This window comes from Micromonospora musae (assembly GCF_003626635.1).
Classification (GTDB): domain Bacteria; phylum Actinomycetota; class Actinomycetes; order Mycobacteriales; family Micromonosporaceae; genus Micromonospora; species Micromonospora musae.
In genome coordinates this window covers 485,908-501,856 of sequence record NZ_RAZT01000002.1, presented here as the reverse complement: position 1 = coordinate 501,856, position 15,949 = coordinate 485,908, and the positions used below count along the sequence as shown (strand labels likewise).

General features: G+C 72.1%; 15 protein-coding genes. 7 read left to right on the top strand and 8 right to left on the bottom strand.

Annotated features, from left to right (window positions below; translation table 11 throughout):
• Positions 1 to 81: 81 nt before the first annotated feature.
• Together D7044_RS05205 and D7044_RS05200 are read right to left on the bottom strand one after the other, a co-directional pair.
• A complete protein-coding gene (locus D7044_RS05205) occupies positions 82 to 504 on the bottom strand; it encodes a TIGR03618 family F420-dependent PPOX class oxidoreductase (RefSeq protein WP_233564871.1) in 423 nt (140 codons plus the stop codon).
• A 133-nt stretch (positions 505 to 637) separates the two neighbouring features.
• The gene (locus tag D7044_RS05200; RefSeq protein WP_158609955.1) at positions 638 to 2,932 is read right to left on the bottom strand and encodes a low temperature requirement protein A; all 2,295 of its coding nucleotides are present in this window, start codon (positions 2,930 to 2,932) and stop codon (positions 638 to 640) included.
• Positions 2,933 to 3,155: 223 nt separating this feature from the next.
• On the opposite strand from D7044_RS05200, the gene D7044_RS05195 reads away from it, so the two are divergent.
• The 3 genes from D7044_RS05195 to D7044_RS05185 all read left to right on the top strand — a co-directional run bounded on the left by D7044_RS05195 (position 3,156) and on the right by D7044_RS05185 (position 7,041).
• Positions 3,156 to 4,040 (top strand): ATP-grasp domain-containing protein, encoded by an 885-nt coding sequence (locus tag D7044_RS05195; protein WP_120688125.1) that lies wholly within the window; start codon positions 3,156 to 3,158, stop codon positions 4,038 to 4,040.
• An 83-nt stretch (positions 4,041 to 4,123) separates the two neighbouring features.
• Positions 4,124 to 4,975: a pyridoxal kinase PdxY gene (gene pdxY / locus D7044_RS05190; protein WP_120682748.1), complete on the top strand. Its 852-nt coding sequence runs from the start codon at positions 4,124 to 4,126 to the stop codon at positions 4,973 to 4,975.
• A 110-nt stretch (positions 4,976 to 5,085) separates the two neighbouring features.
• Positions 5,086 to 7,041: a tetratricopeptide repeat protein gene (locus tag D7044_RS05185; protein ID WP_147434585.1), complete on the top strand. Its 1,956-nt coding sequence runs from the start codon at positions 5,086 to 5,088 to the stop codon at positions 7,039 to 7,041.
• Here D7044_RS05185 and D7044_RS05180 read toward each other — a convergent pair.
• The 3 genes from D7044_RS05180 to D7044_RS05170 form a co-directional block, all read right to left on the bottom strand.
• On the bottom strand, positions 7,023 to 8,288 hold the full coding sequence (locus tag D7044_RS05180) for a MalY/PatB family protein (RefSeq protein ID WP_120688233.1): 1,266 nt from the start codon (positions 8,286 to 8,288) through the stop codon (positions 7,023 to 7,025). The genes D7044_RS05185 and D7044_RS05180 overlap by 19 nt on opposite strands.
• Before the next feature lie 50 nt (positions 8,289 to 8,338).
• On the bottom strand, positions 8,339 to 9,406 hold the full coding sequence (locus tag D7044_RS05175) for a methyltransferase (protein ID WP_120688123.1): 1,068 nt from the start codon (positions 9,404 to 9,406) through the stop codon (positions 8,339 to 8,341).
• Positions 9,407 to 9,551: 145 nt separating this feature from the next.
• Complete coding sequence (locus tag D7044_RS05170) at positions 9,552 to 10,385, bottom strand: alpha/beta fold hydrolase (protein ID WP_120682740.1); 834 nt, start codon at positions 10,383 to 10,385, stop codon at positions 9,552 to 9,554.
• A 143-nt stretch (positions 10,386 to 10,528) separates the two neighbouring features.
• Here D7044_RS05170 and D7044_RS05165 point away from each other — a divergent pair, with 143 nt between their 5' ends.
• The 3 genes from D7044_RS05165 (at position 10,529) to D7044_RS05155 (ending at position 12,120) form a co-directional block, all read left to right on the top strand.
• Positions 10,529 to 11,110: a TetR/AcrR family transcriptional regulator gene (locus tag D7044_RS05165; RefSeq protein ID WP_120682738.1), complete on the top strand. Its 582-nt coding sequence runs from the start codon at positions 10,529 to 10,531 to the stop codon at positions 11,108 to 11,110.
• Between the two features lie 153 nt (positions 11,111 to 11,263).
• A complete protein-coding gene (locus D7044_RS05160) occupies positions 11,264 to 11,722 on the top strand; it encodes an acyl-CoA thioesterase (RefSeq protein WP_120682736.1) in 459 nt (152 codons plus the stop codon).
• A gap of 32 nt (positions 11,723 to 11,754) precedes the next feature.
• Positions 11,755 to 12,120, top strand: a complete 366-nt coding sequence (locus D7044_RS05155; protein ID WP_233563506.1) for an SRPBCC family protein — start codon at positions 11,755 to 11,757, stop codon at positions 12,118 to 12,120.
• On the opposite strand, the gene D7044_RS05150 is transcribed toward D7044_RS05155, so the two are convergent.
• The 3 genes from D7044_RS05150 to D7044_RS05140 all read right to left on the bottom strand — a co-directional run bounded on the left by D7044_RS05150 (position 12,117) and on the right by D7044_RS05140 (position 14,858).
• Entirely contained in the window at positions 12,117 to 13,175 is a 1,059-nt protein-coding gene (locus D7044_RS05150) for a LysR family transcriptional regulator (RefSeq protein ID WP_199716479.1), read from the bottom strand. The two genes, D7044_RS05155 and D7044_RS05150, sit on opposite strands and share 4 nt — an antisense overlap.
• Entirely contained in the window at positions 13,165 to 14,061 is an 897-nt protein-coding gene (locus D7044_RS05145) for an SDR family oxidoreductase (protein ID WP_120682734.1), read from the bottom strand. Before D7044_RS05145 ends, D7044_RS05150 begins: the two co-directional genes overlap by 11 nt.
• Before the next feature lie 62 nt (positions 14,062 to 14,123).
• Entirely contained in the window at positions 14,124 to 14,858 is a 735-nt protein-coding gene (locus D7044_RS05140; RefSeq protein ID WP_120682732.1) for an SDR family oxidoreductase, read from the bottom strand.
• 381 nt (positions 14,859 to 15,239) lie between these two features.
• Here D7044_RS05140 and D7044_RS05135 point away from each other — a divergent pair, with 381 nt between their 5' ends.
• Positions 15,240 to 15,917 (top strand): TMEM175 family protein, encoded by a 678-nt coding sequence (locus D7044_RS05135; RefSeq protein ID WP_120688122.1) that lies wholly within the window; start codon positions 15,240 to 15,242, stop codon positions 15,915 to 15,917.
• Positions 15,918 to 15,949: the final 32 nt, after the last annotated feature.

The window sequence follows — 15,949 nt, the reverse complement described above, 5'->3', positions numbered from 1 at the left end:
CTGGCTATCGGCACTGTTATCGTTAACATCGTCGATGTCAAGAGCCGATGGAGATGGCTTCCTGTCGATGGCCGGCTCGGCCTACTGGGCTCTGCCGGCGAGCAGCCACCGTCGGACGGGGATCTCCAGCAGCACCCGTCGATTCTGCGGAGCCTCCGGCCGCCGTACGTCCCACCCGTCGTACTTGCGCGCGAAGGCCGCCACGACCGGCGCCGGGAAGTCGCTGCGCCACACCCGGACGACGCCCTCGGCCACAACCGGTGCGATCCCGTCCTCCAGGGCCAGCGACACCCGCGGATCGGCCAGCACGTTACGGACCTTGACGCTCTGCTCGGCGCAGCCGACCCACCAGGTGCCGCCGGTGTGGACGAACCAGACCGGCGTCACGTGGGGTGAGCCGTCCGGCCGCAGGGTGCAGAGCCAAGCTCGCGGGTCGTGGGCCAGCCGGGCCTCGACGGCCGGTGGCAGCGGTGCGGGGCGGACGCCCCCGGTACGGTCGTTCACTCGGTCAGCTCCCAGCTCGCTCCGACGGGGAGGACAGTCTCCGAGCTGAACTCTGGTGCAGGTCAAGGTGCCGGGAATGCTCATCGCGGCTTGCGCAGCGGGACCGGCACCTCGACGTGGCCGGTGGATCCGCTCAGCGGACCGGGGAGCGCGCGTAAAGCACGGTGAGGAGGAAGGCGACGAAGATGACGGGGACGGCCACCACGAGGGGCGGCGCCATCAGCAACCCGGGCGTGATGGCGGCGAGCACGAGCACGGCCAGAGGTCCGCGCCACGGATGTCTCGCCCCGTACATCACCAGGCCGAAGAGGGTCCGCCCGACCATGTGCAGGGCTACCCCGCCCACGATGAGCAGCGTCCACGCGGCGTTCACCGGCCCGATCGGGCTTCGGATGTAGACCTCGGCGCTGGCCGCCACCACGACCGTGCCGGCGATCATGATCCCGTGGCAGTACCCGGCGGCGACCGCGACCTTCGGTGCTGTCGAGTTGACCACGGTCCCGAGATCCCGACCGGATGGCAGGAAGTAGCTCCAGAGCATCAGCGCCGCGCTGGTGAAGGCGAGGGCGAAGGCGAGCGTGCGGAAGTCGTCGAAGCCGGCGCTGCTGTAGGCCCGGCCGCTGATCAGGACCAGCGCGCCCAGGGCGATGATGTAGACCTGGCGGTACCGCTCGGCGATGTGCTCGCCGATCACCCGCAGGTGTGACTGCGGCGCGCGCAGCCCCGGCACCGGCCAGCCGAACCACGCGCTCACGCCGTCGACGACGATCGCCGCCGCCCACAGGAAGAGCCGGTCGGAGGCCGGAAGGAAGGCACCCACCAGCCACAGGACGGCCGAGATGCCGAACCAGATGACCACCCGCAGCGAGCGCGCCTGCAGCGGAGACCCGCGCAGCGCCGGAACGATCACCAGGCCCCGGACGAGGTGGGTCCCGGCGTACGCGCCGGCGAAGAGCAGGCCGTGTTCGCCGAAGGCGGTCGGCACCGCGGCCGCCATCAGTAGTCCGGCGAGCATGACGACGATGATGAGCCGTTGCAGCCGGGGATCGTCGGGGTTGTACCAGTCCGTCGACCACGCCGTCGCGACCCAGACCCAGTAGACCGCGGCCAGCAGCACCATCGACTCCGCGACGTTGCCCAGGCTGAGGTCGGCCAGCAGACGCTGCGACACCTGGGTGAGGGCGAAGATCATGGCGAGATCGAAGAAGAGCTCGTAGGCGGAGAGCTGCCGAGGGTTCTCGCGCTTCTGCAGCAGCTGCGCCAACGGGGTCTCCGCCCGGGGCGGGTCGGCGCCGATCCGGCCGTAGCTGAACACGATGCCGAGCAGCACCACGGCGACGGTTCCGGCCACGGCGAGCGGCGGCAGTCGCACCATGGCCGGGGAGATGGCCAGGAGGAGAAGCATCCCGGTCGGGGCTCGCCAGGGGCGCCGCTGGAACACGCGCAGGGCGTACAGGGCGCGTCCGCCGAGGAAGATCAGCGGCCCGGCCAGGATGGCGGCGGACCACTCGGCCCGGGCCTCGCCGAGCGGCTGGGAGATCAGGATCTCGGCGCCCATCGCGGTGAGGACGGTCCCGAGGATCATGATCAGGTGGAGGTACGAGGCGCGGACGGAGACCGTCGACGGTCGACGGTCGACGGCCTCCTGGAGAGCGAGGCCACGCGGCAGGAAGAAGGCCCGGGCGATCAGTCCGGCGATCGCGAACGCGAGGACGAAGGCGCCGATCCGGACACCGTCGAGACCGGCCCGACTGAGGGCGATACCGCTGGTCAGGATCACTTCCCCGACCGCGATGATGAAGACCTGTCGGTGCCGCTCCGCGATGTGGTCGCCGCGTACCCGCAGGTGCTCCTCCGGCAGCGGCTCGAGGCGGGGTACTCGCCAGCCGACGCCGACGCCCGCGTAGTCCAGGATGATGGCCACCGACCAGAGCACCAGCTGCGGCGTCGTGGGCAGGAACGCTCCGACGATCCAGAGCGGCGCGGTCGAGGCGAACCAGATCGCCGCGCGCATCGACCGCGCTCCCACCGGATGACCGTGCAGCGCCGCGATGATCGACAAATGTCGCACGAGGTGCGCCGCGACGTTCGCCGCGGCGAAGACGACGCTGTGTTCGCCGAAGGCCTCGGGCACGGAGGCGGCGGCCACCAGACCCGCGAACATCATCCCGATGACGATGCCCTGCGTGAAACGCTGATTCGGGTCCAGCCAGTCGGTGGTGCGGGCCGCTCCCACCCAGATCCACCAGACCGCCGCCAGCAGGAGCAGGGTCTGCAGCGAATTCTCCCAGCCGAAATCGCGCAGGAAACGCCGGGACAGCTGCATGAGCGCGAAGATGATCGCAAGGTCGAAGAAGAGTTCGACGAACGTGATCTCGCGGGGCTGTTGGGGAGTCCGGATGAGCCGTTCCCACCTGGTCCGCGCCACAGCTCGCCCGCCTCGCCGATCGTGCAACCAGCTATTCGTACCACGCCGGAAGAACCGGTCAGGTGGTAATGGGTGCAGCCGGAGGCGACGGCAGAGAATGAGTTTTTCTTGTGAAATTCCTATTGCTTCGCCTGGATCACCGCCCCCCATTCATCCGCGGTCCGGGGCCACCTGCGGGATATCCGGTGGAGGCGGTGCCGTCGCACCGGGCAGTATCCGGAGTGTGCTGTTACTCGTCCCCGCCGATCCGCTGCGGCCGCGCCGTCCCGACGAGCATTTCGCGTCGGAGGCGCGGGCGGCACGGGAGGCGGGCCTGACCGTCGCCGTGGTCGACCATGACGCGCTGCTGCGAGGTGCCGAACCGGAGCGTGCGGTGCCGGCCCTGCCGGCCGGCGAGACCGCCGTCTACCGGGGCTGGATGCTCCCCAGCCATCGGTACGCGGCCCTCGCGCGGGTGCTCGCCGAACGTGGCGTCTCCGTGCGTACGAGCGCGGAGCAGTACCGGCGGGCCCACGAGCTGCCCGGCTGGTATCCGGCGTTGGCGCCGGTGACCCCCCGCTCGGTCTGGACCACCGGCTCGGACCGGACGGACTTCGACCACGCGCTGCGGAGTCTCGGTGCGGGCCCCGCGGTCGTACGGGACTACGTCAAATCGATGAAGCACCACTGGGACGAGGCGACGTTCATCCCGGACGTCGCGGACGCCGACGGCGCGTGGCGGATCGCTGCCCGCCTGCGGGAGCTGCGGGACGACGAGTTCGTCGGCGGGTTCGTGCTGCGGGAGTTCGAGTCGTTCACCTCGGCGGAGGCGCGGACCTGGTGGGTGGAGGGCCGGTGCGTCCTGGTCGGGGCGCACCCCGACACTCCCGGCGCACCCCCGCCGGACGGCTTCGACCTGGACTGGCTCATCCCGTTCGTGACGGCGTTGGCGCTGCCCTTCGTGACCGTGGACCTCGTGTTGCGCGACGACGGCGCGTGGCGGGTGGTGGAGCTCGGCGACGGGCAGGTCAGCGACCGGCCGCCCGGCCTCCCGCCGGAGGAGATCATCGCGGCGCTGATCCAAGGGGACCGGGAGCGGAGTGCGGAGGCTGCGACGTCCCGGCCGTGACGACACCGCCGACGGGCGTGTCTCGGCCGACACGTCCGACGGCCAGTGCGGATGGCACCGGCGGCACCCGCCATGATGAGGCGGTGAGAATCTTGTCCATCCAGTCCTCGGTCGCGTACGGCCACGTCGGCAACTCCGCCGCCGCCTTCCCCCTGCAGCGGCTCGGGCACGAGGTCTGGCCGGTGCTGACCGTCCACTTCTCCAACCACACCGGGTACGGCGCGTGGCGCGGGCCGCTCCTGGCACCGGCTGACGTGGCAGAGGTGATCGCGGGAATCGAGGACCGGGGGGTGCTCGGCGGCGCCGACGCGGTGCTCTCGGGGTACCAGGGTGACCCGGCGATGGGCGCCGTGATCCTCGACGCGGTGGAGCGGGTCAAGACGGCCAACCCGGACGCGGTGTACTGCTGCGACCCGGTGATGGGCGACGTCGGCCGCGGCATGTTCGTCCGCCCGGGCATCCCCGAGTACCTGCGCGACGTCGTCGTGCCGCGCGCGGACATCATCACCCCGAACCACTTCGAGCTGGACTTCCTCGCCGGCCGGACGACGAACACGCTGGCGGAGCTGCTGGACGCCGTCGACACGGTGCGCGAGAGCGGGCCGCGACACGTCCTGGTCACCAGCGTGCTGCACGGCGACGTGCCGGAGGGCTCGCTGGAGGTGGTGGCCGTCTCGGACGAGGGCGCCTGGGCGGTGACCACGCCGCTGCTGCCGATCAACCCGAATGGCGGCGGCGACATCACGGCCGCCCTGTACCTCGCGCATCTGTGGACGACGCGCTCGCCGGCGACCGCGCTGGAGCGCACCATCGGCTCCGTCTTCGCCGTCCTCGAGGCGACCCTCACGGCGGGGACCCGCGAGCTCCAGCTGATCGCGGCCCAGGACGCGATCGCCGAGCCGCCCGCGAAATTCACCGCCCGGCGGCTGCGCTGACCCCGCTGCCACGGGTGGCTGATCAGCGCCGCCGCCTCCGGCACGACCCCGAGGATCCACTCTGGACCGCCACCCTGCCGTAGGGTGCCGATGAGCAGAGAGGACCGTCGATGCTGACTCGTTCCCGGAAGCCGGCTTCGGCCCGGCGGATCGCCGCCGTCCTGGCGCTCGGCTCCCTTGTCGCTCTCGTGTCGGGTGTCGTCCGGGGCTGGCCGTGGTGGGCTCTGATCCCGCTACCGGTGATAGGCGTAGCCGCCCTTGTGTACCGGTCGCGGACCGCGCCGGCCGGGGTGTGGATGGGGCCGCTGCCGGCCCAGGCGCCGGCGTTCCAACCTCGTGGCGACCTGCGGGCAGGCGTGGACGCCGCTCGGGCCGAAGGCCGCGACGTCGTGCTGGCCAGTGCCGATGGCCGGCCGGGTGGGGTGGGCACGACGCAACTCGCGGCGTGGTACGCCCATCAGGCCGTGCGGGACCGGGCGGATCTGGTGGTGTGGGTTGATCCCACCGGGCCCGAAGCGGTCATGTCGGCCTTCGCGATGGCCGCGGCGCTCGTCGGCGCGCCTGGCCGCGGCGAGACCGATCCCGAGGAGGACGCGCGGGCGCTGCTCGACTGGCTCAACGACACCGACCGCACCTGGCTGATCGTGTTCGACGGCATCACCGACCCTGAGCAGGTCGCTGAGTGGTGGCCGCAGCGGCACTCCCCGACCGGGTGGTTCCTGGCCACGACGCGCCTGCCCGGCCCCATCGCGTCGTCCGGCCGCGCGGCGACCGTCGAGGTCGGTGTCTTCAGTGCGCAGGAGTCGCGGGCCTACTTCACCGCCCGCCTCGCCGGGGTCGGCGGCGACGCGATCGACGATGTCGCGGCGCGACTGGGACAGCTGCCCCTGGCGTTGTCGCACGCCGCGGCGTACATGGTCAACGAAGGGGTGGACTGCCGCGAGTACCTGGTCCGGCTGGCCGATCAGAGCCCGGACCAGGACGCGGTGGCGGCCGGCGTGTCGCTGGCTGCGGAGGCGGCGAACGGCCAGGAGCCGGTCGGGTTGGCACTGCCCTTGCTGCGGCTGGCGGCCACGCTCGACCCGGCCGCACATCCGGGTGCCATCTGGGACGCCCCGGAGGTCGCCCGATACCTGGCGGACCAATGCACCGCCACCGGTGGACCGGAGTACGTCGACAGCGCCGAGGCCGCCCGTGCGGCCGCCGTGCTACAGGCCTACGGTCTGCTGTCGGTCGACCCGATGAACCCGATCTGGACGGTACGGATGCACGGGGACACTGCCGCGGCCGTACGGGCGGCGACGCCCACCACTGTGCACCGCGCCGCGGCACAGGCGGCCGCCGATGCAGTGCTTCGTATCTGGCCCGACCCGGACGACTACCCCGACGGCGCCGCGTACGTGGCGGTGCTGCGGGGTAACGCGGCCGTCCTGGCGGGCCAGGAGGGAGACCCGCTCTGGCATCCGGAAGGCCACGAGCTGCTGTTTCGTGCCGGCATGAGCCTCAGCATGGCCGAGCTGCACGACGCTGCGGAGAGGTACTGGCGCATGCTCGTCGACGGCGGCGAGCGCGTGCTCGGCCCGGAGCACGACGACGTGCTGGGCGCCCGCCGGCACGTCGCGACAGCGATGGTCGGTCAGGGACGCGCCGACGAGGCGCTCCCCCTGTTACGGCGTCTCGTCGCCTCGCTCACAGAGGCGAACGGCGAACGGGACGAGACGACGCTGAGCGCCCTGGAGCACCTGGCGGTAGCCGCCACGGCGTCGGGCCAGACACGCGAGGGGGTTCAGGTCGCCGAACGTCTCGTCGCCGGCCGCAACGCCGTCGACGGCCCGCAGGACGAGAAGACGCTCAAGGCGAGCTGGATCCTGGCCACGTGCTACCGGTTCGACGGCCGACCGGACGACGCCATCACCAGCATCCAGCCCGTCGTCGCCGGCTATAGCGCGATGTGGGGTCTCGAGCATCCGGATACCTGGGCGGTCCGGCAGATGCTGGCAGCTCTCCGGGCCGAGTCACGTGCCGTCGGTGGCACCGACCCGAAGGCTCACTCCGCCGACGCCTGACGCGCCTCGACCGCCCGGCCCATCCGGCTGATCGCCTCGGTGAGGATCGCGGGGGAGGTGGCGAAGTTGAGTCGTACGCAGCCCACACCGCCGGTGCCGAAGACGTGCCCGGAGCTGAGCGCGACCCGCGCCCGGTCCAGGAACATCTTCGCGGGCCCGGCGAGGTCGCTGGCCGCGCCGGGCTCCCCGCCAAGCTCGGCGGTGGCGGTGGCGGTGGCGGTGGCGATGCCGAGCCGGGCGCAGTCCAGCCAGGCGAGGTAGGTCCCCTCCGGGCGGTGGTACGTGACGGTGGGTAGGTGCTTCGCCAGCAGCGTGGCCAGGAGCGCGCGGTTCTCGTCGAGGCCGTCGAGGAGCCGGTCGAGCCACTGCCCGCCGGCCCGGAACGCGGCGGTCTGCGCGATGACCCCCAGGTGGCTCGGGCCGTGGCTGACCTCTTCCGGCATCCGGGCGAGGTCGGCTGCGGCCCGTGGCCCGGCGATCGCGAGCGCGGCCTTGAGACCGGCGAGGTTCCACGCCTTCGAGGCGGAGGTCAGCGCGAACGCGTTCTCGGCGCCGGCCACCGTCAGGTAGGGGGTGAAGTGTGCTCCGGGGAGCACCAGCGGTGCGTGGATCTCGTCGGAGATGACTCGTACGCCGTGCCGATCGGCCAGCTCGGCGACCGCCTCCAGTTCGGCTCGGCGGTGCACCACCCCGGTCGGGTTGTGCGGGTTGCAGAGCAGGAACGCCGGTCGGGGGCCGTGGGCGCGGGCCCGGCGGAACGCCTCGTCGAGAGCCGCGTGGTCGATCCGCAGGTCCGGTCCGAGCGGGGCCTCGATGAGCTCTCGGTCGGCGTGGCCGACGAAGGCGTAGAAGGGCGGGTAGACGGGGGAGCAGACCACTACGGCGTCCCCCGGGCCGGTCACGAGCCGGAGCACCTCGACGATGCCCATCATCACGTCGGGTACGACGGTGGTGCGGTCGACGGCGAAGTCGTGCCAGCCCCAGCGCTGCGCGGCGAACTCGCCGAGCGCCTCGGCGTACTGAGTCCCGTGCGAGTAGCCGGTGTCGCCGAGGTCGATCGCGCGGCGCAGCGCGTCGGCCACCGGGGGAGCCAGCGGAGTGTCCTGCTCGGCGACCCAGAGGGGCAGCACATCCGGCGGGTGCAGCCGCCACTTCACGCTGGTGCGCTGTCGGAGCTCGGCCAGCGTGAGCGAGGTCAACGGATTTCGGGCGTCGAATCCCTCGGCGTCCGGGGCCGGGCTTGCCATGCCGTCCACTCTAGGCGCGCCCACGTCGGCGCCGGTCGGGGCCACCGGGCCTACCGCTGCGCCGCGGCCGGCTCGGCGACGATCAGCCCGGCCGGCGCGGCCAGCGGCAGGTGCGCGACGAGCCGCCACCCGGTCGCGTCGAGCCACTGGGCCGCCTCGTCCGCCTCGTAGGTGTCGCCACCGCTGATCATGAGGAACTCGCCTCCGCCGAGGCGGGTCGCCGGGTGCGGCGCCGAGGCGTCGCGCCACCAGTCGACCAGCAGCAGCCGGCCGTTCGGCGCCACCGCGTTCCGCAGCCGGGTGAGCAGTTCGGTGTTGCGCTCCGGCGAGAAGAGGTGCAGGAAGTTGGCCACGATCAGCGCGTCGTGCCCGCCCGGCAGCGGATCGGCGAACACGTCCGCGCCGACCAGGTCGAGCCGGTCGGCGAAGGCGTCACCGGCGAGCTTCTCGCGGGCGACCTCCACCACCTCGGGCAGGTCGAGCAGGGTGGCGGTGAGCTGCGGATATGCGCTCAGGAGGGGTTTGACGAAGGTGCCGATGCCGCCGCCGACGTCGAGCACGCGCCGGTGCGGGCGGAAGTCGTACGCCTTGGCCAGGTCGGCGGCCGTCTCCGCGGTCACCAGGGCCACCGACGCCTCGTACGCCTGGGTCTGTGCCTCGTCGAGGTCGGGCCGGACGCCCTGCCTGGTGCGGAACGCGGTGGACGCCTCGGCCCAGGCCGAGTAGCTGACCACGTCCCAGTAGGTCAGCATGGGGCGCATGTCGAGCGGTCCCCGGCCGGCGAGGAACGCCTCCGTGTCGGCGGCGTTGCGGTAGCGCTCACCGTCGTGTTCGAGCAGGCCGGTGGCGACCAGCAGGTCGGCGAGGGCACGGGCGCTGCGCACCGGGATCCGGCACTTCTCGGCGATGGTGGAGGCGGGCGCGCCGTCGGCGGGGACGGCGGCGAAGAGACCGACCTCGGCGGCGACGAAGAGCGCCTTGGCGGTCATGAAGCCGGACGCCACGCCGGTGATCCGGGCGGGGTTCAGCGGCGGCGTCGGCTCCGCGCCGTTCGGCACGCCCGGGCCGGACCCGTCGGACGGTGGTACGAACACGCGCTGGATCTGCTGGTCGGCCACGAGTCCCCCGAAGATCGTCGCTCGTCTATGCTCGCCGACTCATGCTACGGCTCCGGGGCGGGACGAGCCAGCCCGGATTCCGTCGGAGGTCGCGCCGAGGGGTGGGGTCGCCGCGTCCGGCCACCCCACCCCTCGGCCGGTCGGGCTACTTGGCCAGGAAGGCCAGCAGCGCCTCGTTCACCTCGGCGGCGTGCGTCCAGAGCAGGCCGTGCGGCGCGCCCTCGATCTCGACGTAGTCGGCCTGCGGCAGCCGCTTGTGGAACTCCCGGCCGGTCGCGTCGATCGGCAGGATGTTGTCGGCGGTGCCGTGCAGGATCAGCGTCGGCACGTCGATCTTCTCGATGTCGGCCCGGAAGTCGGTGAGCCAGGTCGGCACGGCGGCGCTCGAGGCGAACCAGGAGGAGCCGGCGGCCACGTTCCAGCTGTTGCGCAGCGCCTCCTCGGAGAGCCGGCTGCCCAGCGTCTCGTCGGTGTTGTAGAAGCTGCGGTAGAAGTCGGCGAAGTAGGCGTACCGGTCGGCGGTGACGGCGGCGAGGATGCCGTCGAAGACCTCCTGCGGCACCCCGGTGGGGTTGTCCTCGGTCTTGAGCAGGAACGGCTCGAGCGAGGCGAGGAAGGCGGCCTTGGCGATGCGGGCCGAGCCGTACCGGCCCAGGAAGCGGCCCACCTCGCCGGTGCCCATGCTGAAGCCGACGAGCACGACGTTGGTCAGGTCGAGCGTCTCCAGCACCGTGTTGAGGTCGGCGGCGAAGGTGTCGTAGTCGTAGCCGACGGTGGGCTGGCTGGACCGGCCGAAACCGCGCCGGTCGTAGGTGATCACCCGGTAGCCCGCCTTCAGCAGGGCGGCGCTCTGCTTCTCCCAGGAGTGCCCGTCCAGCGGGTAGCCGTGGATGAGCACGACCGGCTGCCCCTGGCCGTGGTCCTCGTAGTAGAGGTCGATGTCGGTGCTGTTCTCGGTCCCGACGTTGATGAATGGCATGACGGCCTCCCCTGTCGCATCGGAGAACGTACGTTCTCTCGCTCTGTGGAGTAGCCTAGAGAACGGCCGTTCTCCGCGATAGTCCCCCAGCGGGTCTTCGGCCGTGAGGGTCGTCACCGAGATCCGTGACAGCGGGAGGGAATATGCCGACGCAGACCGACGAGGAGCTTCGGGAGAAGGTGCTCGACGTCGCCGACCGGCTCTACTACGGCCGGGGCATCCAGGCGGTGGGCATGGACGCCCTGCGGGCCGAGGCGGGCGTCTCCCTCAAGCGCCTGTACCAGCTCTTCCCCTCGAAGGAGAGCATCGTCGAGGAGGTCCTGCACCGTCGGCGCCGACTCTGGAACGGCCTCGTCGAGGCGGCCGTCGCGACCGGCGCGACGCCGCGCGACCGGCTGCTCGCCGTCTACGACATGCTGGCCCGCTGGTTCGACGACGACGACTTCCGCGGCTGCGTCTTCATCAACACCTTCGGTGAGCTCGGTGCCACCGCGCCGCGGATCGCCCAACTCGTCCGGGAGCACAAGGCCCACTTCCAGGCCGCCCTCGCCGCCCTCGTCGCCGAGGCCGGCGGGCCCGCGTCGCTCGCCTCGCAACTCGCCATCCTCGCCGAGGGGGCGCAGACCACGGCGGCGATAGCCGGTACGAGCGAGGCCGCCGGGCACGCCCGCGCCGCCGCCGCGACGCTCATCGACTCCGCGCTGACCGCCACCAGGGCCCGCTGAAGGCCGCTCGCGGCGATCGGCGCGCGTCGGATGACTCACCCGTGTGACAAAGATCCGACCCCCGGCCGAGCCGGCTGTCGGGGCAGGTCACCGGGGTAGCGGTCGGCCGGTCCTGACACTCGCGCGGGACCAGACCCTCGCTGGAGAGAAGCCATGTCATCCACCGCCCCGATCCAGGTCGAGTACGGCCATGTCGAGTCGAGCCCGGTCAACTGGGATGAGCTCGACGCGTTCGGCATGCTGCACCACAGCCGGTACGCGACGTTGCTGGAGCGGGCGCTCTCCGCGTACTGGACGGGGCGCGGGTTCGACCTGAACTCGTACGAGCGGTTCCCTGACTCGTTCCACGTCGTCCGGGAGTTGCTGGTCACCTACCACCAGCCCATCAAGGGCAGCGGCCCGCGGCTGGTGCACTTCTGGTTCGACAGCGTCGGCCGCACCAGCGCCGAGTACGGCTTCCGGGTCCTCTCCCCGGACGGGGCGACCGTGAATGCCGAGGGGCGGCGGGTCGTCGTCCGCCTCGACCCGGCGACCCTGCGGCCGACGCCGTGGACCGACCTGGTCCGCCCGGAGCTGGCGAAGCTGCTCCGGCCCGGCTCCGCCAAGCGCTGATCTCCGACCGCGGACGAGGAGGCCGATCAGCCGTGGGCCTGAGCGAAGCCGGCAGCCGTACGCGCAACCAACCACCCCCGCCGGCCGTCGTCTTCGAGGCGCTCACCGAGCCCGACCGGGATCCGCTACGACAGTGGCTACGGCTGCTCGACGACGAAGAGCCCCCGCGGATCCTGCACGCCGACCGGCCGCACCTCGTCGTCTGGTCCTCGCTCTGTCCGAGGCGACCGGACGCCCAGGTGCGCTTCGAACTCGAACCCGACGGGGGAGAGGGCACCCGGCTGCGCTGGACGCTGCTGGTCGCCGAGCCCGTACCCGACCCGTCGCTCCTCGGTCACCTGCGCCGGCGGCTCAACGAACTGATCAACGCGAACCTGCGGTACACCTTCGGCCATTAGCCGATGCGGCTGCCGGGCCGTGCCTTACCGTGCCGTGCCGTCCGCCAGGCGGCCGGCTCCAGGTGCTCGTCGACCAGCTTGAGCAGCGCGGCGGTGGCCGCGCCGACCCGCCTGTGGCGGGCGGTCGCCACGTGCAGCGACCACTCCAGCGACTGATCGTCCAGCGGCAGGGCCTTGATGCCGGTCCCGGCCGGCAACGCCCGGGCGGGCAGGAAGGCCACCCCGAGGCCGTGGGCGACGAAGTCCGCCGCCACGGCCACGTCGCTGACCTCCATCGCGATGGTCCGTTCCAGCCCCGCCGCCGCGAACGCCTGGTCGGTGGCGGTGCGGGTGGCGTAGCCGACGGGGTAGTCGATGAACCGCTCACCCGCCACCTCGGTCAGGGTGACCGTGTTCCGGCTCGCCAGCGGGTGGGTGGCGGGAACGGCCAGCACCTGCGGCAGCCGCAGCAGGCGGCGGGTATGCAGCTGGGGGAACGGGCGAGCGCCGATGCCGAGGAAGGCCACGTCGAGCTCGCCGTCCGCCAGTGACCTGGCCAGTCCGGCGGAGCCGTCCGACTCGGCGGTGCGCAGCCAGAGCCGGACCAGCGGGTGCCGGGTGTGGAACCGGCCGAGCAGGCCCGCGAAGTCGATCCCGCCGACCCCGCTCAGGCACCCGATCGCGATGCTGCCGCCCAGCTCCCGGCCGGCCCGCTGGACCGCGTCCCGGGCGGCGCGGGCGGTGTCGAGCGTCGTCCGGGCCTTCGGCAGCAGCGCCTCTCCGGCGGCCGTCAGCACCACCCCCTGCGCGCTGCGGTCGAAGAGCGTCGCGCCCAACTCCCGTTCCAGCCCGGAGATCGCGGCCGACACCGCCGACTGGACCACGTGCAGCCGGGTGGCGGCGCGGGTGAAGCTCTGCTCGGCCGCGACCGCGAGGAAGTACTCCAGCTGCCTCAGCTGCAGGCCGCCGGGGTCCGACGGGCGGGCCGCCCGGGACCGCCGCCGGGCGTCGCGTCCGGTGCGGCGCGACGCCTCGGCGGCCAGGGTTCCGGCTCCCGGCCCGAACTCAGTGGGCAAGGTGGGGCCTGAGCAGGTCGGCCAGCCCGATCCGGGTGAGCAGCTCGGCCCGTACCCGGTCGGCGACCCCGTTGACCACCTCGGCCCCGTCGTCCGACGGATCGATGTGTACGCGGAACGGGCGCTTGCCGGCCGGCGTGTCGACCACCGTGACGATGGCCTCGGCGACCGACGCGACGTCCGCGTCCGGCGGCTCGAGCTCGGCCAGCCGCCGACCGACCTGCTCCGTCAGCGCGGGGTACAGCTCGTCGTAGGCGGCGACGACGGCCTGGTCGGCGGGGTGGCCGCTGTTGGCGAAGTGATTGGTGCCCTCGGTGAAGGCCCCCGGGACGATGATCGAGGTCTCGATGCCGAACCGGGTGAGCTCGGCGGCGTAGCTGACCGCGAGCGCGTCCATGCCGGCCTTCGCGGCGAAGTAGGGCGCCAGGTAGGGCGGGGTGCCGCCGCGGGTGCTGGAGCTGCCCACCCAGACCACGAGACCGCTGCGCTGGGCCCGGAGCTGGGGGAGCGCGGCCCGGTTGAGGCGCTGGGTGCCGAGCACGTTCGTGTCGTAGACCGCGGCCAGCTCCTCGGGGGTGAAGGCCTCGGCCGGACCGGTGACCATGTGGCCGGCGTTGTGGATCAGCACGTCCAGCCGGCCCTGCTCGGCCAGGACGGTGGCGACCGCGGTGTCCACGGACGGCTGGGACGACACGTCGAGCTCCACCGTGCGCAGGTCGACGCCGTGCTCGGTGGCGTACTCGCCGGCGGCGGCGACCGCCCGGGCATTGCGCCCGGCGCGGTCACGCATGCCGGCGTACACGGTGTGGCCGGCGCGGGCCAGTGCCCGGGCGGCGAGCGCGCCGAAGCCGCTGGACGCACCGCTGATGAGGATGATCTTGCTCATGTCGGACACCTCGGATCTGGGGGGAGTGCGTTCGGGGCGAGTGGAACCGATCGGTCCGGCCGTCAGACGGCGCCGCCGTTGGCGTACACCACCTGGCCGTTGATCCAGCGACCCGGACCGGCGAGGAAGGCGACGATGGGGGCGATGTCCTCCGGGGTGCCCATCCGGCCCAGCGGCGGCTCGGCGGCGATCCGGGCGATGGTCTCCTCGTCCTTGCCGCGCAGGAACAGCTCGGTGTCGATGGGTCCGGGTGCCACGGTGTTGACCGTGATGTCGCGTCCGCGCAGCTCGCGGGCGAGGATCAGGGTGATCGCCTCCACCCCGCCCTTGGTGGCGGCGTAGGCCGTGTACCCGGGCCGGCTGAACTTGGTGATCGAGCTGGAGGTGTTGATGATCGCGCCACCGGGGCGCACCCGCAGGGCGGCCTGCTGGGTGACGAGGAGGGCGCCGCGCAGGTTGGTGCGGATCACCCGGTCGAGGGTGTCGAGGTCGAGTTCGACCAGCGGCGTCACCGGCATGATGCCGGCCATGTTCACCACCACGTCGACGCCGCCGAACTCCCGCTCCGCGGCGTCGAACATCGCGTTGACCGCGTTCTCGTCGGCGACGTCGGCCTGGAACGCGATCGCCTTCGCGCCGGTGGCGGCCAGGGCGGCCATGGTCTCGTCCGCGTCGGCCTTGTTGCCCGCGTAGTTGACGACGAGGGCGTAACCCTCCTCGGCGAGCTCCAGTACGACCTGCCGGCCGATGCCCCGGGAACCGCCGGTGACGATCGCTACGCGCTGTGCCTTGCTCATGTCGAGCCTCCGTTGACCCGTCTTCGTTCGTTGACGGATCAAGCTTCGCGCGGCACGAGCATCAAATCAAACGAATCATTCCGATAGTCAACATCAGCTCTGTTGATTCATCGCCCGGCCGGTGACCGGTCCCTGGAAGCGCGCGTCGCGGTCCCCGGCCGGACCCCCCCCGAGCCGGTGGCGCTGGACGGCCGGGTGCCCGGGGCGTCGGCGCGCCGAGAAGGCTACCCGGCACCAGTTACCGCACCCCTCGTCGACGAGTTGACCGGTCATGCCAGAGGCGACACCGGATCGAGCGGACACCGGCGGGTCGATCAAGCGTGCGGATCAACCGCTCGGCGCCGGCCACCGGCGACGGCGCGACCGGACGCGGGGATAGCCGTGCCGGGACGTCGGGGCCGCTCGGCCGAGCCGTCGGCGGCGTTCGGCGGGACCCGCAATCCGGGACGGCTGGTGGCGTTCAGCGACGCGGTCTTCGCCATCGCGGTGACCCTGCTCGTGCTGGACATCCGGCCGCCGGAGGACTTCCGGCGGCTCCTCCACGGGCTGGGCGCGCTCTGGCCGTCCTACCTGGCCTACTCCGTCACGTTCCTGATGATCGGCCAGATCTGGGTCAACCACCACGTGATGTTCGATCACATCCGAGTGGTGGATCGGCTGCTGATGTTCCTGAACACCCTGCTGTTGATGGATGTGGCGTTCCTGCCGTTCGCCGCGTCCGTCCTCGCCGACGCGTTCCACTCCGGCCACGGTGAGCGCAGCGCCGTCGTCTTCTACGGCGCCACGATCGAGCTGGCCGCGATCCTGTTCAACATCATCTGGGCGTACGCGCGCCACGAACGCCAGCTGCTCGGCGCCACCATCGACGACACCGGCGCCCGGTTCGTCGCCCGCCGGTTCCGGCTCGCGATGATCTGGATCGCCGCAGGGATACTGGTCGGCGCGTTCCTTCCACTGCTCGGCGTGGCGGTGATCGCCGCCTTCATCCCGGCGTACTGGTTGCCGATCCGAGGCGAGCTCGGCAGGCGCGGCGCCGCCGCACGGGGCTCCCCGCCCTGAACCCGCCCCCGGACCACCAGAGGTGGCACGGA